At 56.8% G+C, this 22,802-nt stretch carries 24 protein-coding genes and 3 pseudogenes; 5 read left to right on the top strand and 22 right to left on the bottom strand.

The window, feature by feature from the left end:
- Positions 1–11: 11 nt before the first annotated feature.
- The 6 genes from AKU94_RS06870 to AKU94_RS06845 all read right to left on the bottom strand — a co-directional run bounded on the left by AKU94_RS06870 (position 12) and on the right by AKU94_RS06845 (position 6,440).
- Complete coding sequence (locus AKU94_RS06870) at positions 12–1,280, bottom strand: NnrS family protein (RefSeq protein ID WP_083444976.1); 1,269 nt, start codon at positions 1,278–1,280, stop codon at positions 12–14.
- Positions 1,277–2,026, bottom strand: coding sequence for an ABC transporter ATP-binding protein (locus AKU94_RS06865; RefSeq protein ID WP_050526559.1), 750 nt, complete (start codon positions 2,024–2,026; stop codon positions 1,277–1,279). The genes AKU94_RS06870 and AKU94_RS06865 overlap by 4 nt, the downstream gene beginning before the upstream one ends.
- Complete coding sequence (locus AKU94_RS06860) at positions 2,023–2,820, bottom strand: ABC transporter permease (protein WP_050526558.1); 798 nt, start codon at positions 2,818–2,820, stop codon at positions 2,023–2,025. Before AKU94_RS06860 ends, AKU94_RS06865 begins: the two co-directional genes overlap by 4 nt.
- 103 nt (positions 2,821–2,923) lie before the next feature.
- Positions 2,924–3,916 (bottom strand): ABC transporter substrate-binding protein, encoded by a 993-nt coding sequence (locus tag AKU94_RS06855; protein ID WP_050526557.1) that lies wholly within the window; start codon positions 3,914–3,916, stop codon positions 2,924–2,926.
- A gap of 45 nt (positions 3,917–3,961) precedes the next feature.
- Positions 3,962–4,369: a hypothetical protein gene (locus AKU94_RS06850; protein WP_050526556.1), complete on the bottom strand. Its 408-nt coding sequence runs from the start codon at positions 4,367–4,369 to the stop codon at positions 3,962–3,964.
- A 139-nt stretch (positions 4,370–4,508) separates the two neighbouring features.
- On the bottom strand, positions 4,509–6,440 hold the full coding sequence (locus AKU94_RS06845) for a TonB-dependent receptor plug domain-containing protein (RefSeq protein WP_157056455.1): 1,932 nt from the start codon (positions 6,438–6,440) through the stop codon (positions 4,509–4,511).
- Positions 6,441–7,281: 841 nt separating this feature from the next.
- Between AKU94_RS06845 and AKU94_RS19640 the strand changes: the two genes are divergently transcribed.
- Both AKU94_RS19640 and AKU94_RS19995 read left to right on the top strand, forming a co-directional pair.
- On the top strand, positions 7,282–7,458 hold the full coding sequence (locus AKU94_RS19640) for a hypothetical protein (RefSeq protein ID WP_157056454.1): 177 nt from the start codon (positions 7,282–7,284) through the stop codon (positions 7,456–7,458).
- 4 nt (positions 7,459–7,462) lie between these two features.
- Entirely contained in the window at positions 7,463–7,711 is a 249-nt protein-coding gene (locus tag AKU94_RS19995; protein WP_050526554.1) for a hypothetical protein, read from the top strand.
- A gap of 91 nt (positions 7,712–7,802) precedes the next feature.
- Here the strand turns inward: AKU94_RS19995 and AKU94_RS06830 are convergent, their stop codons facing one another.
- A complete protein-coding gene (locus AKU94_RS06830) occupies positions 7,803–8,192 on the bottom strand; it encodes a hypothetical protein (RefSeq protein ID WP_050526553.1) in 390 nt (129 codons plus the stop codon).
- A 175-nt stretch (positions 8,193–8,367) separates the two neighbouring features.
- Between AKU94_RS06830 and AKU94_RS06825 the strand changes: the two are divergent.
- Positions 8,368–8,702: pseudogene (locus tag AKU94_RS06825) on the top strand (recombinase family protein); the annotation flags it as partial.
- Here the strand turns inward: AKU94_RS06825 and AKU94_RS20335 are convergent.
- From AKU94_RS20335 to AKU94_RS06760, 14 genes and pseudogenes are all read right to left on the bottom strand, one after another.
- Positions 8,698–8,907 (bottom strand): annotated as a pseudogene (locus tag AKU94_RS20335) (DUF3883 domain-containing protein); the annotation flags it as partial. The pseudogenes AKU94_RS06825 and AKU94_RS20335 overlap by 5 nt on opposite strands.
- A 21-nt stretch (positions 8,908–8,928) precedes the next feature.
- Complete coding sequence (locus tag AKU94_RS19990; protein WP_198144865.1) at positions 8,929–9,312, bottom strand: hypothetical protein; 384 nt, start codon at positions 9,310–9,312, stop codon at positions 8,929–8,931.
- A 52-nt stretch (positions 9,313–9,364) separates the two neighbouring features.
- Positions 9,365–9,505 (bottom strand): annotated as a pseudogene (locus tag AKU94_RS20980) (DUF3883 domain-containing protein); the annotation flags it as partial.
- Between the two features lie 1,328 nt (positions 9,506–10,833).
- Positions 10,834–11,268 (bottom strand): c-type cytochrome, encoded by a 435-nt coding sequence (locus tag AKU94_RS06810; RefSeq protein WP_050526549.1) that lies wholly within the window; start codon positions 11,266–11,268, stop codon positions 10,834–10,836.
- 69 nt (positions 11,269–11,337) lie between these two features.
- Positions 11,338–11,619: a copper-binding protein gene (locus AKU94_RS06805; RefSeq protein WP_050526548.1), complete on the bottom strand. Its 282-nt coding sequence runs from the start codon at positions 11,617–11,619 to the stop codon at positions 11,338–11,340.
- A 26-nt stretch (positions 11,620–11,645) separates the two neighbouring features.
- Entirely contained in the window at positions 11,646–12,119 is a 474-nt protein-coding gene (locus AKU94_RS06800; RefSeq protein WP_050526547.1) for a cupredoxin domain-containing protein, read from the bottom strand.
- Positions 12,120–12,160: 41 nt separating this feature from the next.
- A complete protein-coding gene (locus tag AKU94_RS06795) occupies positions 12,161–13,522 on the bottom strand; it encodes a multicopper oxidase family protein (protein ID WP_157056453.1) in 1,362 nt (453 codons plus the stop codon).
- 13 nt (positions 13,523–13,535) lie between these two features.
- Positions 13,536–14,996, bottom strand: a complete 1,461-nt coding sequence (locus AKU94_RS06790) for a TolC family protein (RefSeq protein WP_050526546.1) — start codon at positions 14,994–14,996, stop codon at positions 13,536–13,538.
- Positions 14,996–15,217, bottom strand: coding sequence for a hypothetical protein (locus AKU94_RS06785; protein WP_050526545.1), 222 nt, complete (start codon positions 15,215–15,217; stop codon positions 14,996–14,998). The genes AKU94_RS06790 and AKU94_RS06785 overlap by 1 nt, the downstream gene beginning before the upstream one ends.
- 72 nt (positions 15,218–15,289) lie before the next feature.
- Complete coding sequence (locus AKU94_RS06780; RefSeq protein WP_157056452.1) at positions 15,290–15,694, bottom strand: hypothetical protein; 405 nt, start codon at positions 15,692–15,694, stop codon at positions 15,290–15,292.
- A 162-nt stretch (positions 15,695–15,856) separates the two neighbouring features.
- On the bottom strand, positions 15,857–16,054 hold the full coding sequence (locus AKU94_RS06775; RefSeq protein WP_050526543.1) for a heavy-metal-associated domain-containing protein: 198 nt from the start codon (positions 16,052–16,054) through the stop codon (positions 15,857–15,859).
- Positions 16,055–16,075: 21 nt separating this feature from the next.
- Positions 16,076–18,409 carry a heavy metal translocating P-type ATPase gene (locus AKU94_RS06770; protein WP_050526542.1) on the bottom strand — a complete coding sequence of 778 codons (2,334 nt, stop codon included), beginning with the start codon at positions 18,407–18,409 and terminating at the stop codon, positions 16,076–16,078.
- A 210-nt stretch (positions 18,410–18,619) separates the two neighbouring features.
- Positions 18,620–19,105 carry a DUF305 domain-containing protein gene (locus tag AKU94_RS06765; protein WP_050526707.1) on the bottom strand — a complete coding sequence of 162 codons (486 nt, stop codon included), beginning with the start codon at positions 19,103–19,105 and terminating at the stop codon, positions 18,620–18,622.
- Between the two features lie 284 nt (positions 19,106–19,389).
- A complete protein-coding gene (locus tag AKU94_RS06760) occupies positions 19,390–19,896 on the bottom strand; it encodes an EF-hand domain-containing protein (RefSeq protein ID WP_050526541.1) in 507 nt (168 codons plus the stop codon).
- A gap of 184 nt (positions 19,897–20,080) precedes the next feature.
- On the opposite strand from AKU94_RS06760, the gene AKU94_RS06755 reads away from it, so the two are divergent.
- Together AKU94_RS06755 and AKU94_RS06750 are read left to right on the top strand one after the other, a co-directional pair.
- Positions 20,081–20,803, top strand: a complete 723-nt coding sequence (locus tag AKU94_RS06755; protein WP_050526540.1) for a response regulator — start codon at positions 20,081–20,083, stop codon at positions 20,801–20,803.
- A complete protein-coding gene (locus AKU94_RS06750; RefSeq protein ID WP_050526539.1) occupies positions 20,800–22,203 on the top strand; it encodes an ATP-binding protein in 1,404 nt (467 codons plus the stop codon). The genes AKU94_RS06755 and AKU94_RS06750 overlap by 4 nt, the downstream gene beginning before the upstream one ends.
- 126 nt (positions 22,204–22,329) lie before the next feature.
- Here AKU94_RS06750 and AKU94_RS06745 read toward each other — a convergent pair whose 3' ends face one another.
- Positions 22,330–22,725, bottom strand: coding sequence for a RidA family protein (locus tag AKU94_RS06745; protein ID WP_050526538.1), 396 nt, complete (start codon positions 22,723–22,725; stop codon positions 22,330–22,332).
- Positions 22,726–22,802 lie beyond the last annotated feature (77 nt).

Below are 22,802 nucleotides of genomic sequence, written 5' to 3'. Positions count from 1 at the left end.
CATTTCCGGCGCTATGCGGCCTTATCAGTTACAATGGGCGCTTTAAGATCGGGCGTGATTGAATTTTTTGCGTCCTCCTCTTCTACCACAGACAGGAAGGGCCAGAAGGTCCATAGCCACATGAGAAAACCGGCACCCCACGCCAGTGACGCCAGCGCATGCAGCGGCCCCGGCAGGTCGATGCCCAGATCGGGTAGCACCCTTAGCGCAACCGCCGCCACCATAATCACAGCACCCGCGCGTGCCACCGCAGGCACGCCCAAACTGCGACCGCTGTGCAAAAGGCCCGCGATGCAGAAAACCGCTAAAACACCCAGCCCCAGCCCGCCCATCAACGCCACATGCAGCCCCGCCACCTCGGACCAAGGCGCCTCAAGTCGCGCCGCTCCAACCATCAAAAGCCCGATGCCTGCCAGTAGGCTGGATCCCGCCAACATCAGGATTTCCGCGCGTAGTGCAGCGCGCCCGATGAACGCCTCGGCCACACGGTCCATGAAAGCGGCACCAGCGGCCAGAAAAAGATAGGCCGTGACAGCCGGACTAAGCCCTGCCACATCGCCTGCCATCGCCACCAGAACCAGCCCCGGCGCAAGGTTCTTACGTCCGGGGTGGGGTCGGAAGGGAGAGGTACGCTCGCTCGGGTCAAGAATCTGGTTGGTGACAGGCACGGTGATGCGCGACAGGGCCAATCCCAAAAGGCCAAGGAAAGCAAAGCCTGCAAGGTGAATAGCCTGCGTTGCCATCTCAAGCTTACCCAGAACAAAGCCCGCGCGCGCGGTTGCGGTGCAACAGATCAGCACAAGGATCCAGAAGACAAAGGGCAACAGCCGGTCGGTGCGCTTTTGCCACGACGACCACAAAAGCCAGACCGGCAGGGCCACCATCCAGCCCAGATCGGCCACCGCCCCCAACAGGCCCAACCCGTCCCAGCCCAACAGGCCCACGATCCGGCCAATGGCCCAAAGCCCCGCCAGCGCCCAAAGCGGACGACCGCGTGGTGGTTCGGTGTCGGTCCATTCGGGTGCTGCGGTGGTAATGAACCCCAAAAGCGCCGCGCCAAAACCGCCGATCAGCATTTCATGCGCATGCCAGAGCGCGGGTGGCACTGTACGCGCCAGTGGCAAGTCGAAATCCCACGCCAGCACCCAAAGCAACGGAAACAGCGCGAGATAGAGCGCCGAGATTGGAAAGAACAAACGGAACCCCTCGTGCGAAAGGTCCGTAATCCGATTGGGGAGCTTGGCGTCAAATGGCCGCGTGGCTGCCGAAGGATATGTCATGCGATCTGCCTTTCATCAACATCGTGGATATGGCGAAAGATCGGGTCACCCTGCAACGCGTTCTGCACCCAATCAAAAACCTGCGTATCCGTTCGCGTGCGTGGGCTGCCGGGTGGGCTGCGATGACCAAGAATACCGTTGCCACGCGTGTCCAGAATGGCAACCCTATGTGCAATACGGGCGGCCTCATTCAGATCATGGGTGATGAAAAGACCCGAGAGGTTTCCATCGGCGCAGGTTTCGATCACCAGATCCTGCATTCTGCGTCTGAGCGCAACATCAAGCGCCGTGAACGGCTCATCAAAATACATGAAATCCGGCTGGATGGCGAGGGCGCGGGCGATGGCCACGCGCTGACGCATCCCGCCAGACAGCTCAATAGGGTATTTCGCCAGATCCTCGGACGTCAGCGCCACATGGTCCGCGACCGCGACCAGCCGCGCATGCCGGTCGCGCCGTTTTGCACCTGACAGCCGCAGCGCATAGTCGATATTGCCTGCCGCCGTCGCCCAAGGCATCAATGCGGAATCCTGAAAGATCATCGCGTGGCGGGCATAGCCGCGTGTAATGTGGCCCGAACGCGCCGCGGTCAGACCCGCCGCGATGTGGGCCAAGGTGGATTTCCCGCACCCGGAAGGACCAACAAGCGCAACAATCTCACCGGGGGCGACGCGCAGGTTGATGCCCTCCAGGATGGTGCGGCCCAGATAAGCATGGCCAACGTTCGAAAGTTCCAACACGTTCATCGCTTGACCCCCCATGGCTGTGCCGCGTGACGCCACCGGTCAATTTCGGATTTGACCGGTTGGACAAGTGTGTATTCGACCATGATCAGCAGGATCACAGCAATGCTCACCCAGGCCAGCGCCTGCGCGATATCAAGGTTCATCCGCGCCATTGCCAGCGCGCCGCCAATGCCGCCCGCGTTGGACAAAAGCTCGGCCATCACTGCGACTTTGAACGAGGTGCCCAGTGCCAATGCAAAAGCCGGGAAGAGCGTGGTTGTTGTCTGCCTAAGCCCGATGCCGAAGAACCGCCGCACCGCCCCTGCGCCGAACGCTTCCGACATCTTGTCAAGCACAGGGTCACGCGTGGTAATCCCTCGTGCCGCCCCCATAAAAACGGTGGGCAGCGCCGAGATCACGATCACGACCCGCACCGTGGCATCCGAACCGCCAAACCAGATCATCGCCAAGACGATCCAGGCAATGGGCGGCACCCCCATCAGCACGGTGATAAGCGGTGTGACCAACCGCATTGTGGCCGGCGAATAGCCGCCAGCGACGCCAAGTGCCGTACCTGCAAGCGCCACCAAGGCAAAACCGCTGACCGCGCGTTGCAGTGTCAGCGCCGCGATTTCCCAGGCCTCACGGCTGCTGGCCAGCACGCCGATGGCTTGTATCGTTTCCAGAGGCGAGGTGAGGATAAAAGGCCCGTAAGCCTCGTGCCCAGCCTGCCAGACAGCTGCCAGCAAGCAAAGCGCCGCCAGACCGGACCAGCCAGACCAGAGAAATTCCAATATACGGTGTGCGCGTGTCATATTGCCATTTTCCTTAGATTAGATCGTCAGTACCGTGGCCAGTTTCGTACGACAAGTGAGGCAAGTCCGCCCGCAATGCAGGCGGCCAGAAGTGTTGCCGCGCTCAGAGATAGAAGCCATCATTCGGCAAGCCCCCGCCTAGATTGGCAAAATCAGGTGCGCCCATGGCCGTCAGCATTTGTTCCACATCGCCACGCGCCTCGACCGCGGGGCGGGCAACAAGGTTTGAATGCGGGATAGAGCCGGCCAAAAGCGGCGCAGGCATCCCCAGCTGTTTTGTTGCGATGGAAAGATTGGCCGCCGCCGGATCGGCGAGCACCTCGGCAGTTGCGGCTGCGATCACATCAAGGATAGCAGGCAGTGCATCACCGTGGCTGTCCAGAAAACCCTGCATCACTGCCAACCCGGCTTGTGGCAAAGCGGCAGAGCCGGCGGTCATCTCGCCGAACGCCTCTTGCAGGTTGATCGCGCGGCGCAGCGCCTTGCCGGCCTGTTTGGCCATGGTGATCCCGGCTGTGCTGGCAGGTTCCGCTGTCAGCGCCGCATCGACCCGGCCCGCCAACAAGAGTTGCATCGCCTCGATCGGGGTGCCTGCATAGGTCAGCTTGATGTCAGCTTCAGCCTCAATGCCATGATGGGTCAGAAGCTGGCCAAAGATGATCTCGGGCACGTCGCCACGAAACGGCACAGCCACATGCTTGCCCTTCAGGTCAGAGATGCTGTTGATGCTATCGTTGCCTGTCAGGATGTAAAGCAACCCGTTGGTCATGACGTTCGCCAAGCGGATCGGAAAACCCTTGTTGTAGAGCCGAGCCGCCGCCTGGATCGGAACCACAGACAGAAGCATCTGCCCCGAGGTCAGCCCGGCCCGCAATTCGTCAGGTGTGCGCCAGGCGTTCATCGTCGCCTCTGTCGCGATGCCTTTGAACATGTCTTGTGCGACGGCGTGCGACAGTGTGATTGAGGGCCCGGCAGGTGGCCCCCAAAGACCCAGAGCTTCGATTCTTCCTATATTCGCGCGCGCAATGGCGGGAAGGGCAAGGCTGGCGGCGGCACCTGCGAGGATGCTACGGCGTGTCAGGTGGAAACAAGTCATGAGTTAGTCCTTTACGTTTGCGAAGCAGGCTTGGCCTGCGTTTGCCTATGAGGTCTTGCGGGCAACTGTGCCAACCGCTGAGCCAACGACCAGCGCCAGTGCAACGGGTGCGAGATACAGAATTACCCCGCCAAAGAATGTCAGTGCGTTCAGTGGTGCAAAACCGCGCCCCGGGCCAAACGCCCAATGCAACGCGACAAAGCCCAAGACCCCCAATGGCCAAAGCGCGATGCGCGCAGAAAGCGGCCTCACCAAAGCTGCCAGCACAACAGGTGCCAGCCAGACCAACCCCCATCCATGCACCAACAGCACAAGCCCCGCCCCGGCCACCAATACCGAGTAGCGCAGCTCAAACGGCCAGAGCCCGCCACGCCATGTCGCCAGCGCAATCGCCGCCGCGCAAAGCAGGACGAGAATGCCCAGATGGATTAGGAGTGATTTCGACTTTGCCACTTGTTACGCGCCCCTAATCCGCTTTGCCAAGGGCCAGAATAGGGGCCGACAGAAACGCGGCGAGGCAGATGCACTTCATAAGGTTCAGGTTCATATCGTTCTCCTTGTAAGTTCCCGGCTGGGTTTGGCTCAGGAAAAATCAAAACTGCATTGTTGCCATGACCCAAACTGAACGGCCGGGCGCAACCAGATTGGCATAGAACGGATCATTGAGGTCGCGGCGTTCGATGAGCGGCGTGTACACCTTGTCGAGCACGTTATCGGCGCCGAAACGGATGGCCACATTGGGCTTGGGTTTCCATGTCGCCTCAAGGTCAAGAACACCATAGCCACTGGACAGACCATCAACGCCTGAACCGGTCGTTATGTCATCGTCAAGCCTGCTTGACGCGGCCACCAAATGGAGATCGGCCTGAACCGACCATTTATCCTTGCTCCATCCAAGCTTGAGCGCAGCCTCTGCGGGGGCGATCTGGCCAATGGCGCGGTCGTCGGTTGTGTTCTGGCCATGTGTCAGCCACAGGTCGGCGCCCGCCCAGTATCCATTGCCGAACTCATATTTGGCTGAAGCTTCAATCCCGGCAATAAAAGCATCAACATTGCGGAATATGTTGGCGCCGTCGCTTCGTGCAACACCAGACTGTCCGCGCGCCCGATCCCAGAGGATGTAGTCTTTGACGTAATCTGCATACCCTCTCCCCGCCAATGTCCAGGCACCACCTCGGATGCCCGCGCCTGTCTCCATCATCAGATGGCGCTCAGGGTCGAGATCAGGGTTGCTGATCCAACTGTTCAAAACAGCGGGTGACGAAGTGGAGGTGAAAGATGTGAAATAACGCTCGAATGGTGAGGCAGTTCGGCTTTTGTACGAAAGCCCGGCGAAATACTGCCCTTTGCCCTGTTGCAGATCCAGATCTTGTTCATAACGCAAGTAAGCGCTCGGGTTGATTTCGCTGCTTGTGCCGTCGCCAGTGTAGCCATAGGTCGCGGCAAACAACTGACGCGGAGTTGGTGTAGCTGCGCCGCCAGTAAAAAGCCCGGTCCGGTCGATCCCGCCAAGCGAAGCCTCAACATAATCAAGTTGCAGCCCCGCTTTGATCCGCCGATCCTGCGCCAAGGCCCAGATACCATCAGCAGTAAATGCATAGCTGGATACCTCGGCATCGGCAAAATTGGGCGATTGTGCAACAAGCGACGCGCCTTGATAGCGGGTCCCATCACGCCGATCCAAGCTGTATTCAAACCCCAACGCCCATGAAACCGCATTGTCGCCACCATCAAGCGCAACGCGGGCATCGGCAGTTTCACGGTGCAAGCGCACCTCGGTCGGCGGGGATGCAACTGTACGATAGGTGAAATTGTCGTTGGTCCGGTCCATTTCCGACCAGTTCCCCGTGAAGCTGAGCGATTTCAGACCCGGGCTGTTCAACATCAGCTTTCCCGCAAGGTCGTAACTGTTAACGTCGAATTGTCTTGTATCGGCCGAGGCACCGGGAAACCGGATCTCGTCGCGACGCATCTGCCGCGCGTCAAATGTCAGATATGAGCCGTCAGGGGCCACATAACCGGCCCCCAAAGCATAAGAAAGCCGGCCGCTGCCCTGATTGACCGCTGCGCCGGCAGGCGTGTCGTAACTGCCGAGCGATTCAGAATAGATCGTGCCGCGAAGAAAAAAATTATCGACACGGGTCGAAACGTTGGCAAAGGCTTCAGCACGTTCGCAACCCGCGTTATAGGACAGCCCAACAACGCCATGGGTGCCTTGCACCGGCACCGGCGACGGTGTCATGCCCATCGGCATCAAAGTGCCCTGTGGGCCGCCGCGCCACTGCAGACAGGTCGCGGTATCGGCGCGTTTTAGGTTGTGGCCCTGAAACCCGCCCGCGGGATTATAAATTGGCGTAGTGCGCGGTGTGGCATTGCGCTTTTTCGCCGCCATCTGCGCCTGCATCTTACGCATCTGCTGCTGTTTTTTCTGCTTGGCGGTCATCGTGGCTGTCTCAGCTACGGCATCGCTTGGCTCTCTGGCAGTTTGCGCCAGTATAGCCGTGCCACAAAGGGAAAATGCCATGGTTAATATAAGTGTCCTACCAAGGCGCGCCTTGACGCAGCCTGCTCTATTGGTGGTTTGCTTGGTCATTATTATTGCCCGTCTCCAGCGCTAGCAGGCCCGCGTTATCGGCCCGAAATCTCGGTTTGTGCTGGCTAGCTCGGGCGGTGTGGCCTCCCTGCTGGCTTGGCTGCTCTGCCCTCCCTTCATCCAGATGTACGCAACGTCAGACGAGGCGTAAAACAACCAGACTTGCTTCCAATGGTTTGGCCGAACAATGCCCTTCTATCGAATCCTGCGATACACTTAACAGGAACCAAGGCATCGTAATTTGATCTTGATCAAAATACTCAAGTATTTATGCGGCCGATTTTTGGACCGGCAATATCAGCAAAGTCTGCCATTTTCTAAATGATGAATGGATAGACAAGACTGCGGTTAATCATGTTCTGATGCGCGCCATAGATAATGACTGCCCCCACTGATCCCTTATTCAGAATGAGAGCCTGACCATACGCGAAGGAGGCCTGAACGCTATTCGCGCCGACCCGCGCAAGCATCGCGCCTTTACGAAGATTATACCGGTGATGACGGATCAAAAACGATGCCCGCACTATCGCTGCGGCGATGCGCGTCGACGGATGCTCCAAAGTCCATATCAAATCGAAGTCATTGCAAGGCTGAGGCTGCTTCTAACCAACCGGAAAATACTGCTCAACAAGCAGATAGGCATCGATAAAGCTGTGTCTCGGCACTCTGCAGGTCTTTGGTATAAAGGGCGCAGGCCGGATCAGTCAGAGGTGGTCGCTGAAATTTGGACCGGTTGTTAAGGTGGATCGCATGGCGAAAGAAGTGATCCCCAATGCAGAAACGCAAGAACCATTCGCCCTTGCTCAAAGCCAAGGGTGCGCTTGAAGCAACCCGCAAAGAGATGACGCTGGCGGGCTTGTACAAGAAATATGGCGTCCATTCCACCCAGACAAACACATGGGAACGCATGGCGCCAGAGAACATGACAACACCGCCAAGGATAAGATAACTTTATGCTGCTCATAAAGAACAGCGCAGGATTCTTGGTCGGCCGGATTGCGGTTTTTGACTCCGCATGTACATTTGTCCGCTGGATCGAGGATGAGATGTACTCATTCAAAATTCTGGCACCAATCAAATTCCCGAAAACCTTTACCTTTCCCGAAGACGACATGATCGAATGCCCAGAGTGCAATACTCAGGTTAAATCCAAAAACCTTGCGAAGCATTTCCGAAAGAAGCACAGCTTCATGATGTTGTGAATGGAGCCCACTTTTCGAGCACCATTCACAATCGCAAAGTCGTAATCAAGCCAAGCAATTCCGGTATGACCTCTGCAAATCGCTGACTCAATCAGTCGCCCACATCGTCGCCACCAAGCTGACGCACGGCGTCAAGCAAATCCGAAATCGCGTCTTCGGCAGCCGCGAGCTTGATGGCCACCATCAGATCCTCGCGCCCAGCCATCGCCAGGAAGGTGCCCAGCACCTCGACAGAGTGCCGCGCCAGCGCAATCAGGTGCGCGCCGCTGGGACCGTACGTGCCCGAGAACCAGTTCTTCACCGTCTTCTCGTTGGCACCCTTCCAAGCCGCCACCGTTTTCACACCCGCCCTACTGTCGCCGAGTGACCGTTTTAACGCCGATGCGATTTCTTCGGCAAAGCATCCACTCGTCTGATGAACAGCATTTCGATTATATCCGTTTTCTTTTGGAAAGAACTTGCCCTTTTTTGGAAACGACATTCCACACTCCTTCGCTTTACATTGATGCGCAGAATTCAACCGTTGATTCCGACGGGAGCGATGGATTTGCCTGGAATTATGAGGAGATACGCATGTGACTGGTCGATGGGTGGCCCATTCCGACAAGAGCGACGAGCCGCCTGAAACGGATGTGCCCGCAGTCGCCTATGTGCGGATGTCGACCGATCATCAGAAGTACTCGACCGAGAACCAACTCGACATCATTCGAAATTACGCCTCCGCCCGGGGTTTGCAGATCCTGCGCGTGTTCGAGGACTCTGGGCGGTCCGGGTTGCGGTTGGACGGCCGCGAAGCGCTTCAGAACCTGATGGCTGAGGTCCGAACCGGCCAAGCGGATTTCAAGGCCATTCTGATCTATGACGTGAGCCGCTGGGGTCGGTTTCAGGACGCCGATGAAGGTGCCTACCACGAGCATGTCTGCTCTCGGGCGGGGATCCGGTCCATTATTGCGGTGAGCAGTTCGAAAACGACGGCAGCATCGGCTCCAACGCACCTTGCGCGCTAGGTCATCTCGACCGGCCACCTTCAACGCGGATTTCTCGTGTGCAACAACGCGTTCTTCTCCCGCCCTGCCAAGGGCCCGGTTGCGTTCGTCTCGACCCGCCACGTCGAATTTTAGGGCGACATGCAACATCTGCTCCAGTTCTTGCGGCGGCGGTTGGTTTAACAACGTCGGTGGCGATGGCCTCGGCCAGCGACATAAAGCGCGACTGCTTCAGCCGGTCGCCTCATCCATCGGCCAGCAGTTCAGCTGCGAGAGTTCGCAGCGCATGCGCCGCAACCAGTGGAACCACGCCGTTGCCACAGAGGCGAAGCCGGTCCACCCGGTGGGCCAGCCCATCAGCGCCTCGACGAACAGCGGGTTCAGCGTCCGGCGCTGCTCTGAGGTATCGCTCTCAGCCATCGGCGTCACCAGGACCTGGCGGCCAAGCAGGCCGTTCACCGGTGTGTTCGCCAAGCTCCTTGCCCCATCCTTGTGATCGCGCGCCGTCGGCGTCATCCACATCTGACTAGCGCGGGTCAGGTCGGCCGACTTGCGATTGCCTGCGCTCGGCTTGTTCCCGTCCGTCGCCATCGGCGTCGGCCAGTCCCGGGCCATCCCGTCCAACCCCTTCTCGTGCTTTCGGGCACCGCCCCGGCTCCGGAAACTGTCGGTCTGTGGCGTTGGCCACATCGCGGCGCTCATTGCCAGCCTTGTTATAGCGTTGCCCAGAAATGTCATCGGCCAGCATCGCAAAGTAATCTGCGACGATCAGGTCGTTTTCTTCATCTGTCCAAGGCCCGTTCGACATCCCGCCAGGCTATGAGCGGAAAGTCTGTTTTTTATCAAAGACTTCTCGCGGTCATTCGCACCACCCCGCACAACCACGCCGCCTTCGGGTGTCTCTGACCGTTTCGATAGCGGTCGAACCTGCCTCAACTGCGGCGCAATCCATTTTCGGTAAGCACCTGAAAAGAAATACATTTCCGAATGCGTCTCAATTTGGATGAAGGGCGGGTGAAAGGAGACGCGGGGCGTTCAGAGACCGATTTCCGGCAAACGGCCAGTCTCCGAAAGTCGGATGGCCTCGTTAAACCCCTTTGAACCAAAAAGAAAAAAACCCACACTGGGGCCTTGTCTCGGGTTCGCGAATGGTTTGTGGCGGAGCGAGAGTTCGTCAGCTTAAAGCAGAAAAAAATAATATCTCATAAGTAACAATCACTTATAAAATTATGCCATCCATGCCTGTAGCGAATTGAGTAGCATTTTGTGTAGCAATTTGCGCGCACTTTGAAAAGAAACCGTTCAAATAACATGCGACCGCATTCTGAGCATCTATATCCTGAAGATATCGGCTCTCAAGAACAACCTCCCAGCGAAAAACAAAAATAGTGTTGGTTGCGCGAGCTCGACTTCATAAATACTTGCCTTTATATGATGTTCGAAATTAGGTGCCGCGCCCACTAAAAGATGACCATTCCATAAGTTGAACATTTTTATATGTTTCTGTAATTATTATATAATTATTGAATCGACCTCGCGGTGGGCGTCGAACTTGTTTCTTAAACCCACAGTTCCTGTCCATTGAAAGTTCAAAGAAAAATACCGCCCGAGGGCGACATTTAACATCGTTGGAACAGGTCCGAAGCAATTTGCGAAAGTTGGCTAACCCGACAGTATCAAAGCCTTGCTGTTTTCCTACTTTCCGTGGCTTTATGGGATTGCGGCTTACAGCGACGCCAATAATTTTGTGTGATGTGGCGATAGCTTTCGTTTCGATTATGTGTTGACGAAGCGCATCGCGGATTGGGCCAGGATCATTGTGGATAAATTTGAGTGCAAATCAATGGTAAAGCGTGCTGAATTTATGCTCACGACTGCGATCATGGGCGCCGACGCATGGCAAAGCGCGCTTTCACGGTGCCAATACAAGCGCGCACATCAATTTTGAGTAGACCTGCGAATTTGAAGCCTTCCCCGTGAAAACTCCAGCATGGCTGTGCGGAGGTTAAGACGCTATCCATGGCGATCTTGCCCTAATCAAAAAGAGGCAATCAAGAATAAGCTCAAATGGCGAACAGATGCACCGATGGTGCAAGTCTGATGTCATTCAAAGTTATCGGCACCTAAAAACCTCAATCACTCTATCCCATTTTCTCTTTGCAAGGCGCGCACATAGGTGACGATGTTCAACACATCGGCATCGGTCACGCCCTCAACCGCAGGCATATTTCCAAAGGGCCAATGGTGGGCGGCAACGCCATTCTTGGCGGCCAGAACAAATGCCATATCGCCGTGATGACTTGGCTCGTAAATCCGATGCACGAGCGGAGGCGCGACGCCGTCCTTGCCTTGTGCATTTGTCCCGTGACATGCTGCGCAAACGGCATCAAAGCCGCGTTTCCCCATATTTTCTTGCTCGGTAAGGGTGGCTGGCTCTGCGACAAAGACAAGGGCATCGTCGGGCAATGGCGCTTCGGCCTGATCGGCTATTCTCGGAGTTTGGAATTGCGTAAAGGCATAAGCACCGGCCGCAATGGCGATGGCTACAAATATTATAGCTGCTCGTTTCATATGTGATATTCCTGATCTTAACGCGTGCATGGAATTGGGGCGCAGGCATGTGCCAACGCCCCAATGGGTTTACTTCAGGGCAGTGACGGTCAACTTGCCATTCACGCGGTCTGCCACAAACTCGATCGCTTGCCCTTCAGCCATTTTGGCAATCATGTCCTTGTCGGCGCGAAACACCATGGTCATTGCTGGCATATCTAGATCCACCAGTTCCTCATGGATGATGGTGACCTTGCCAGCTTTGGTATCCAGCTTCTTGATGGTGCCTTTCGTAAAAGTCTCCGCCGAAGCAAAAGACAATGATGCGACCAAAACAGTTGTTGCCAGCGATAGCGTTTTCAGAAGTTTCATGGCGTTTTCCTTTGATTTTTTGAGGTTCAGTTTACGGTCAGGGCGCCGTGCATTCCGGCCTCATAGTGGCCGGGGATCAGGCATGCGAATTCGAACGTGCCAGCATTGGCAAAGGTCCAAATGATCTGGCCGCTTTCACCGGGTTGAAGACGCACGGCGTTTGGGTCGTCGTGTTCCATTTCAGGAAATTTCGCCATCAGTTCTTTGTGCTCTGCTACGGCGTGAACCGTGTCCATCACAAATTCATGCTCATTCTCACCGATGTTCTTGATCGCGAGAATAACGGTTTCACCCGCCTTGAATTGCAAGTCGCGGGGTTCAAACAGCATCTCGCCATCGTCGGTTTCCAACAGTTCGATGTTGATGGTGCGCATGCCTGATTTTTTTTGGCCTGCCATACCAATGTCCATCATTTCGCCGTGGCCGCCGCCATGGGTTCCACCCGCGTAAGCTGCACCAGTGGACAAGGCAAAGAGTGTTGCAAGTGTCATCAGTTTCATTTTGGTATCCTGTATCAATACGGCTTTTCGCCGTGGTTACGTTAGCCTTCGGTGGTATTCGCAGGCCGAGGGGTAATTTGGGTTTTCGGGTTGGTGTTGGTGGCAAATTCCGGCAGCTCGCCTGTCCATTCGTAGGCTTGCTCGCCGGGTGGGTTTTCATACCAGCCGGGGTCGGAATAATCGTCAGAGCCGATGCCTTCGCGGACTTTAACAACCGAGAACATGCCGCCCATTTCAATCGGGCCATATGGCCCCCAGCCGGTCATCATTGGCACGGTGTTGTCGGGCAGTGGCATTTCCATCGTGCCCATGTCGGCCATGCCTGCCGTGCCCATCGGCATGTATTCGGGCTGAAACTGGCGGATTTTTTGGGTCAGCGGCTTTTTATCGACGCCGATAAAGGTAGGAACATCATGGCCCATCGCATTCATGGTATGGTGGGATTTATGGCAATGGATGGCCCAATCGCCCAGATGATCGGCCACAAATTCATAGGCACGCATCGCCCCTACCGGAATGTCGATGGACACCTCTGGCCATTGCGCAGACGGCGGCACCCAGCCACCATCGGTGCAGGTCACCTTGAAGTCATAGCCGTGCATGTGGATCGGGTGGTTGGTCATGGTCAGGTTGCCGACCCGCACCCGCACCTTATCGCCCCGGTTCACGACCAGCGGGTCGATGTCGGGGAAAATACGGCTGTTCCAGGTCCACAGATTGAAGTCCGTCATCGTCATGATGCGTGGAACGTAAGTGCCAGGATCAATGTCGAATGCATTGAGCATGATCAGGAAATCGCGGTCCACGGGCATGAAGTTTGGGTCTTTGGGGTGAACGATGAAAAACCCCATCATCCCCATTGCCATTTGCACCATTTCATCTGCATGCGGGTGATACATGAAAGTGCCGGATTTGGTCAGGTCAAACTCATACACATAGGTTTTGCCGGGCGGGATACCGGGGTGCGACAAGCCGCCCACGCCATCCATGCCCGAGGGCAGGATCAGCCCGTGCCAATGCACTGTGGTATGCTCGGGCAAGCGGTTGGTAACGTAAATGCGCACACGGTCGCCTTCGACCGCCTCAATCGTCGGGCCTGTCGATTGGCCGTTATAGCCCCAAAGATGCGCGATCATACCATCGGCCAGTTCGCGCTCCACCGGTTCGGCAACAAGGTGAAATTCCTTGACGTTGCCGTTCATCCGAAACGGCAGCGTCCAGCCGTTCAGGGTGACAACCGGCGTGTAATCCGGCCCCGAGCTTGGGCGCGGTGTAATAAGCGTTGCCGCGCTGTCCATTTCGGCAGCGTCCGGCAGGCCCATGTTGGTCGTTTTTCCCCAAGCTTGCGTGGAAACCAGTGCAGCCCCCGCACCAACCCCGATCAATTGACGTCTGTTCAACATATCATAAGTCCTTTCAATGCCCTGCGCCGCCAGCGGCGATTGCTGCACCTGTGTCACCGCCCGCACTGCCTACGCCGCCGCCATAAATCGCAGCGGTCAGATCGGCCTGAGCCATGTAGAATTCGCGTTTTGCATTTGCGGCTTCCAGTTCGGCGCTCAGTTTTTCGCGCACATCTGTAAGCAGCTCGAACGTATTGGTGATCATGCCGTTGTAGGACAGCAGGCCTTCTTCCTCGACGGTGGCCCGCAAGGGGACCAGAACATCGCGGTAATGGCGCGCGATTTTATAGGCAGAGTGATAGGAGGTCTCGGCCACCCGCGCCTCGGACCGCACGTTCACGGCCTTTTCCGCCAGCACATTTGCGGCTTGCAGATACATCAGCTCGGCCTTGCGCATCCGCGCTTTGCCGCTGTCAAAGATCGGAATGGCAAACTCAAGCTCGACCTGCTGGGTGGGAACCGTTTTGATAGCTCCTCCGGCATCGACCTCACGCTCCAACTCGGCGCCGGCAACGATCTCCAGATCACTGACGATGCGCGTTTGATCGGTCAGGCCAAAGGCTTTGGCTTGGGCATCAAGCCCCAGCTTTGCAATCCGTAGATCGACCCGATTGCCAAGCGCCTTTGCCTCGATACCCGCGATGCGACCAACCGAACGCGGAAGGGCGGGTAGGGCGTTGGGCACGGTGTAATCCACCTCGGTGCCCCACAACCCCATCAGCCGCGTCAGATCTTCCTTGGTCCGCACTGCATTCAGGCGGGCTTTCGCCAGTTGCCCTGCTAGTTCCGCATTGAACGCCTGCTCGCGGGCTTGTCCGGCTTTGTTCAACGCGCCTGTTTCGCCCAGTTTTCGTGCAAGCTCTGACCCTGCATCCGAGGTCTGCTTGGCGCGGCTAAGGTAGCCAACAGTCTCAAACGCTGAAACCGCATTGATCCATGCCGCCCGTGTTTGATTGGCCAAAGCCAGCGTGTCATTCACTGCCGTCAGTTGCGCTTTTTGAAACCCTGTCTCGGCAAGGGCCATGCGTTGTTTTCGGGTGGTCGCATCCAAAATATTGGCGCGCACCAGCCCTTCAATGGCGCGATACCCGCCAAGTTCCGGCGCGCCGATACCCAGCAGCCCTATGGACACAATGGGGTTTACGGGGGTCGCCTGCTGCCAAGCCTCGGCAGCCGACAACCCGACATTCGCGTAAGACGCCTGCAAGCCTTTGTTATTCAACAAAGCCACTTGAACGGCGGTGTCCGCTGATATGGTCTTTTGGTGAACCATGCCGTGAACTTCGCGCGACAAAGCCGCGTTTTCAGCTTGGGTTTGGGCAAATACCGTGCGCTTGCCGATCGCCGTTGATATTTGACCCGACACGCTGGCAAACCCGGCTTTGGCATCGGTATAGTCGCTTGGCACCAATCCGGAGCACGCGCCTAAAACCAGTGGAAACCCAAAAATAAGCGGGAATTTGGAGGATTTCATCAATTGCCCTCCGTCTGTTCTTGATTGACTTCGCGCCAATCGCGCGGGCCTGTCGGGCCGCGATAGGTGTAGCCCGCAAGCGGGTCGCCATAGGTCATCTTGGAGACAATTGTGGGATCAGTCGGTGCAGTTTGGGCAAGCGTGACCGGAAGCGGCGTGGGCGTATACGCACAGGCGCCAAGCGCAAGGGCAGATGCCCCGGCAAGGATATTGGATTTCATTATGTCTAACCCGATTGTTGATCTGAGTGCGCGTTGTGCGCGCAGAATGTCAGCCCGATTACGGGCTTACGGTCAGATCAAGCGTTTTGGGGGGCGCAAAAAACCTGTCGGGTCAACATGGGTCATCCGTGTAGGAGCAACGATATATTGGCTGTTTGACACCTGACCGACGCGCAAAATTGGCCCTTCGATCAAAATCGCAGTCAAACAAATGCCACTGCAACACTGATTGGAACCGGCATCAGAGTGACCACCCTGCGCCTGCACATCCTTTGCTGCCTCGGCATGATGTGTTGCGTCGTTATGGGCCGCGTGGTGCGGCGGCACGGCGTTGACGTGCCGATGATTGGTATCAATACTAGAGTGCATGCCCGAGGCGGCATGCGCGGCTGATGGCGGAAACAGCGCAATAGAAAACACCAAAACAAGGCACGCGAGAGCCTTGATCAGCATTGTTATGGCGCGGTTTGCTATCATTCTTTACACTTGACCGAATGGCATACAGCCGTCAAGCCATCCTGCTACTGGAAGGTTTCTAACAATTCTGTGACTTGGATGTTGTGCAGCTATTCCTTGCAAGAAATGTGCAACCCTTTGGCTGCACACTGCAAATACCCGCATGACGTTCATACCCAAGCCTCAGATCGGGGTGGTGGGATATCCTGCAACCTCAAGCGCTGCCTGTATCGCTGCCATACGAGACCCGCTGTTCACCGTGATCTGGCGTGCGTCCATATCGAAATCAACCCGTGCTTCGGGGTCGAGGGCGTGGATCGTCTTTGCAACCGTCGCTTTGCAGTGGCCGCAGCTCATGTCGGGAACGTGAAGTTTGGTCATGGTTTTCTCCTTTTGATGTTCTTACAAATCTATGCGCCGCAAACGCAACGCGTTGGTGATGACAGATACCGAAGACAGGCTCATCGCTGCTGCCGCAATCATGGGCGACAACAACAGGCCTGTTACGGGATAAAGCAGCCCCGCCGCGATCGGCACGCCAACAGCATTATAGGCAAAGGCAAAGAACAGGTTTTGCTTAATATTGCGAAGAGTAGCGCGGGCCAGTTTACGCGCCCGCACGATGCCCATTAGATCGCCGCCCAGCAAGGTGATGCCCGCGCTTTCCATTGCGACATCGGCGCCGGTGCCCATCGCAATCCCAACATCGGCAGCGGCCAAGGCTGGGGCGTCATTCACACCGTCGCCTGCCATCGCGATCTTGTGGCCCTCTTTGCGTAGCGCGTCAATTAACGCCTTCTTGTCTTCTGGCAAAACACCCGCGCGCACCTCGTCAATGCCTAACTTTCCAGCTACAGCCTGCGCCGTGCGTTCGTTGTCGCCGGTTGCCATAATCACGCGTAGCCCTTGAGCGTGCAGCTCTTTGATGGCCTGCGCGGTTGAGTCCTTGATCGGATCTGCCACCGCCACGATACCGGCAAGAGATCCATCGACCGCTACAAACATCGCAGTCTTGCCCGCAGCCCGCAGGCTATTGGCCGCTTCTTCGGCCTGCGTCGTCGCAATACCCATGTCCTGCATCATAGCCGTATTGCCAAGCGCCACGTTGCGCCCGCCAACGGTGCCGCGCACGCCCTTGCCTGTGACCGCTTCAAAATCCGCAGCTTCGCGCCGTGTGGCACCTTGCGCTTCGGCCCCTTCAACAATCGCTTCGGCAAGGGGGTGTTCCGAGCCACGCTCAAGCGCCGCCGCCAGCGAAAGAATCTCGGCCTCATTTACATCGCCAAACGCCACGGTATCGGTCAGCTTTGGTTTGCCCATGGTCAGGGTGCCAGTTTTATCGACGATCAAGGTATCAACCCCCGCCATGCGTTCCAGCGCTTCGGCATCCTTGATCAGCACGCCTGCTTGCGCCCCACGTCCGGCGGCCGTGGTGATAGAGATCGGGGTGGCTAGGCCAAGTGCGCAAGGGCAAGCAATGATCAGCACCGAGACGGCAGATGCGATGGCATAAACCAATGCAGGCGAAGGGCCGAACACCATCCACACTATGAATGCGAAAATCGCCGTTCCTACTACGGTCGGCACGAAAATCGCAGAGACCCGGTCGGCCATGCCTTGGATTGGCGCGCGCGAACGCCGTGCATTCGTCACCATAGCCACGATTTGCGCAAGCACAGTATCGGCCCCAACCTTGCCCGCTTCGATCACCAGCGAGCCGTTCTTGTTGATTGTGGCGCCTGTCACAGCATCGCCCGGACCTTTCTCGACTGGCATAGCCTCGCCCGTCAGCATGCTCTCATCAAGGCTGGACCGCCCTTCAACCACCACGCCGTCTACCGGAACCGCATCACCTGGGCGCACACGCAGCCAATCCCCTTCCATGATGTTTTCCAATGGCGCATCATATTCTGTGCCGTCTGGCAAAATCCGCCGTGCGGTCTTTGGGGCTAGATCCAAGAGCGCCCGGATCGCGTCACCCGTGCGCTCGCGCGCCCGCAATTCCAGCACTTGGCCGACAAAGACCAGTGCAATAATGACAACCGCCGCTTCAAAATAGGTGCCGACACCTTGGCCCATTCGGTAAGCCTCGGGGAAGACGCCCGGCAGAAACGTCGCGACGATGGAATAAAGATAGGCCGCAGCCACACCAAGGCTGATTAGGGTCCACATATTGGGCGCGCGGTTGGTCATCGAATCCCAGCCCCGCTTGAAAAACGGCAATGCGGCCCAAAGCACGATTGGGGTTGCCAATACAAACTCCAGATAGCTGGCCGTCTGATGGCCGAGCCAGTCGCGCACGGGCAATCCGACAAGCTCGCCCATTGTCAGCACGATAAGAGGCACCGCTGCCGCCGCCGATATCCACATCCGGCGGGTGAAATCCGTCAGCTCATGGCTGGGTTCATCCGAGGGCATAACTGGTTCCAGTGCCATGCCGCAGATCGGGCAAGACCCCGGCTCATCGCGGAGAATTTCGGGGTGCATCGGGCAGGTATACTGCGCATCTGCGGGGGCAGCTTTCTTACCCGCCGCAGCCCGGTCCGACGCATAAAACCACGGATCGCCTTTGAACTTCGTTTGGCATTTTTCGGAACAGAAATGGAAGATTTTATCCTCAAACTTGGCGTTTCGTGTATCGGGGCAAACCTTTACCGTCATTCCACAAACCGGATCTGTTTCCGTCTCTGCCCCCTCGGGAATCCCAGGCGTTGAGTGCTGATGATCGTGTTTCATAACGTGCCGACTTTCGTTTGATTTGTTCCAGTCCGAGGCTTCCAGTCACTGGAAGCTCAAGCATTTTCTCAACTTTTAGCGCGGCAACCCAATTTCATCACTTGGCGATGAAGAAAGACAAACGGGTGACATCGCAAAAGCACAAACCCGACGCAAATCACGGCGATGGTTTTTGCGTCGGGTTTCTGCGCTTGTTCAACCAAGAAGAGGTCAGTTGCCTTGGTTGCGAGGGGTGCCCGGAGCGGCCTCGCCATTCGCCTCGATATCTACGATGTATCTTTTCATCTCAGCGATTTCGCTCAGCTGTGCTTTAATGATTGCGTCGGCAAGTGCCCTGACGCGAGGGTCGGAAATATCGGCCCGTTCACTGGTCAGGATGGCGATAGAATGGTGCGGGATCATGGCGCGCATCCAAGATAGATCGTCGACCGTCTCTTGGCTTCTGACCAACCAAAGCGAAAGCGCGAAAGTCACAACGGCGCCGGCGAAAATCGCAATGTTGACCCTTTTATTGGTATACATGCCCAGCATGAAAGCGAGCATGATGATTGCCATAACAGCGCCCATGTAAATCGCCATCCACATGCGCGTTTGCGAAAAGAAGATGTGGTCAAGTGCGTAAGTGTTCAAATACATCAACCCAAACATAACGACAGTCGATGTCGCGATCATCGCAAAGAAGCGTCCATAGATCATCTGATACCTCCCAATTATGACTTTGTAGTCCAACGGTTTTTGGGCCTTGACGGTTCCCAATTTGAAGGCGCTTTGCGCAAACATATGTTGGAAACGGACCTATTTGCGTAGATATTTAATCAGCGCTGCAATCGCGAGACCGACCAGCACAAGAATAACAATCATCCAAAGCCAGCCGAAACCAATGCCCATACCATAGCCCCCCATCATCACATCCTCCTGATTTGTGTTTACGTTGGGTCTGCCAACCGGACCACGCCCGATTGGCAAGCATTGCGTGCGCTTTAGTTGTTATCCATCATGCCTTTGCGCATGCCTTGCATGCCGTTCTGTTGTTCGCCCATGTGGTCTTGCATCATCGCGGCCATGCCCGCCATTTCGGCCTCTGTCACCTGCGCATCGCCGTCTGCATCATGCATCTGGAAGGCTCGCACGGTCATTGGCCGGGTATGGGCCGCGTGCATTACGGCGAATTCTTCAAGCGACAGCGTGCCATTCGCGTCGGTGTCATAGGCTTTGAGTTCGGCTTGAATGCCCGCAGTCATTTCTTCGGTGCTAAGCGTGCCGTCTTTATCAGTGTCAAACGTAGCCATCGCATAGTTTTGGGCACCTCCCATCATCATCCCCATGCCGCCACCCATCATACTGTCATGGCCCCCCATCTTGCCCATACCACCGCCCAACATCCCGCCGTGCTGCCCGTGGGTTTGCTGGGCGATGACAGGCACCGCAACAGCCGCAAGGCCGAGAGTGGCAACAGTAGCGAGGGCAAATTTCAGTGAACGTTTCATTCTATATTTCCTTGATTGGATATGTGATGAAGCCAATCTAGGCGCCGGATGTCCCAAAAGTTTGTCACAAGGGAAGGGACTTTGTATCAAACTGTCGCAAAGCGAGATATCCAGACGATTTGCTATAATCTTTCGTGCGCGGTGCTAGCAGGTTCGGCTAGGGTCGGCATAAGGAGGCCCTGAAATGACCCAAACACCCCATATTTTGATCGTCGATGACCACCGCGAAATCCGCGATGCGCTGGTGAAGTATCTGGAAAAGAATGGGATGCGTGCAACCTCTGCCGCAAATGCTGTCGCAATGGATGCACTGCTGCAAGTTGGGCAGTTCGATTTGATCGTGCTTGATGTGATGATGCCAGGAGAGGACGGCCTGTCGGTCTGCCGAAGGTTGCGCGCAAAGGGTGAAAACCCGATCCTGATGCTGACCGCCTTGGGTGACGAAACAGACCGTATCGTCGGGCTAGAGGTTGGGGCCGATGATTACCTGCCAAAACCGTTCAATCCGCGCGAGTTGTTGGCCCGTATCAAGGCGATCCTGCGCCGGTCCGACCGGGTCGAAGTGGTGGGGGGCAGTCTTGCAGGGCACAAACTGGCATTTGATCGGTGGGAATTGGATACCGACCGCCGAACCCTAACCGGCTGTGATGGGGCTGACGTGGCCCTGACCACCGCCGAATTTCGCCTGCTTACGGTGTTTCTCGAACGCCCGCGGTTTGTTCTTACCCGAGAGCAGTTGCTTGATCTGACCTCGGGGCGCGCGGCGCAGGTCTTTGATCGTACCATCGACAACCAGATCAGTCGCCTACGCCGCAAGATTGAGGCCGATCCAGCCAAACCTGCGCTGATCACCACCGTATGGGGCGGTGGATACAGCCTTGCTGCCGACGTGAGGGCGGTTTCATGACCCAGCGCTCCAGTCTACGCCGCGTATTTCCTCAATCGCTGGGTGGTCAACTTCTGGCCATGTTGTTACTTGCACTCGCCATCACACAGGGGCTGGGCCTTCTGTTGTTAACGGATGAGAGGAACCGGGCTGTGCGCGCGGCCTTGGGCCTAGAGGCGGCCGGTCGCGCGGCAAATGTGGTCTTGCTGCTGGATGATGCACCCCCCGCGCTACGCTCGTCTATCCTGCGGTCTGCGGACTCGCCACTGGTCAGGTTTACGGTTGGGCCGCAGGCAGAAGCGCCCCATGACAGCAGTGAGGCTACCTTTGTCCTAGGTCAAATCCGGCAAATTCTGGCTGATCCGTCGCGCGAGGTGCGGGCAGATGTCCATGCCCTTGCAATCGCTCCACTTGCCATGCCCGAAGGTATGCCTGCTGCAATGCGCCCGATGCACGAAGCGATGATGGCCGGCCGCACTGATCCCATCGAGATGACGCTTTCGATCCGCCTTGCTGGTGGCGAATGGCTGAATGTCCGCACGATGTTTCACCGCCCCGCACTTCAGCTTTCACCACAAGCCTTATTGCCGCTTTTGCTGATGGTGATGGCGGTTTTTCTGGTGGTGTGGTGGACTGCGCGGCAGGTGGTTGGTCCAATGCGCGTCCTTGCCATCGGCGCCGACCGGCTGGGACGCGGGCTTGATACAGACCCTTTGCCGTTAACCGGACCGTCCGAGGTCCGCGACACAACGCGGGCTTTTAACCAGATGAAAGACCGCCTGACCCGCTTCGTGAAAGAGCGCACACATATGCTTGCAGCCCTGAGCCATGATTTGCGGTCGCCCTTGACGGCAATGCGGCTCCGGATCGAACTGTTAGATGAAACCGAAGACAGCATTCGGTTAAAGGCTTTGGTCGAGGAAATGCAGGCGATGGTTGAGGCCACACTCGCGTTTGCGCGCGGTGCGGCCAAGGAAGAGCCCGCCACCACGGTTGACCTCACCGCGTTGCTGGCTGATTTGGCAAGCGATGTCGGAGAGGGGCGCGCAAGCCTCGCAGCCTCCGGTCCGATGCCCGTCACCATCCGGCCCCAAGCGTTGATCCGTGCTTTGCGCAATCTGATCGATAACGCGGTTCGCTATGGTGGCGCCGCAAATATAACCCTGTCGCAAGAGCCAGGGCATGTCGTTATTCGCATCGCGGATCAAGGCCAAGGGTTGCCCGATGATCAGCTTGAGGCTGTTTTTGAGCCGTTTATGCGACTTGAAGCGTCACGCAGCCGCGATACCGGCGGCGTTGGTCTGGGCCTTGCCATCGCAAGGACCATCATTCAGGCGCATGGCGGTTCGGTAATCTTGCGAAATCTGGCAGGGAGGGGGCTAGAAGCAGTTGTTCAGTTGCCAACGGGAGTGAGTATCTAGATCTGGCCGTCTTTCAACGTTGGGTCGGGCTTTATGCGCACGGATGCACATCTGGTTGTGACTGCCGCGACGAGCGAAACGGCCATTCCGATAAACCCTCGGAATGGCCGATGATGCCCCGGTCCACTACGCTGCGGCGGTGGCTTCGATTTCGAACAACAAGCCGGGAAGTGCGAGGCGGGTCACGCCAAGCAACGTCATCGGCGGGGCGCAACGGATGGCGCCAAATCGCATGCCCAGCAGGTCAAAGTTCTTCAGCGCTTCATCCACATCGGTCGTAAATACACCCAGCCGGATGATGTTGCGCAGGTCCATATCCGCGCCGTCCAGCACGGCTTCCAGGTTGTCCAATGCGAGGCCGATTTGGCCTCGCATGTCGCCAAGATGCTGGGGTTTGCCCGTATCATCAACAGCGGTTTGACCGGCACAAATAAGCTGACGCGATGTCCCCGTAATGATCTCAGCCTGATTGTAGCCAAGGTTCAAGGACCAGTCCCAAGGGTTTACGGCGGTGCGTTGCATTCTCAAAGTCTCCTTGTTGATACGTATGAGACCTGCTTAGAATAGTTTGGTGCCAAAATTTGTCACCAAAAACTGTA

It is taken from the genome of Pseudorhodobacter aquimaris (assembly GCF_001202025.1).
In the GTDB taxonomy this organism is placed as follows: domain Bacteria; phylum Pseudomonadota; class Alphaproteobacteria; order Rhodobacterales; family Rhodobacteraceae; genus Pseudorhodobacter; species Pseudorhodobacter aquimaris.
Note: the sequence above shows the minus strand (reverse complement) of the source record. Positions and strands in the feature narration are given on the sequence as shown.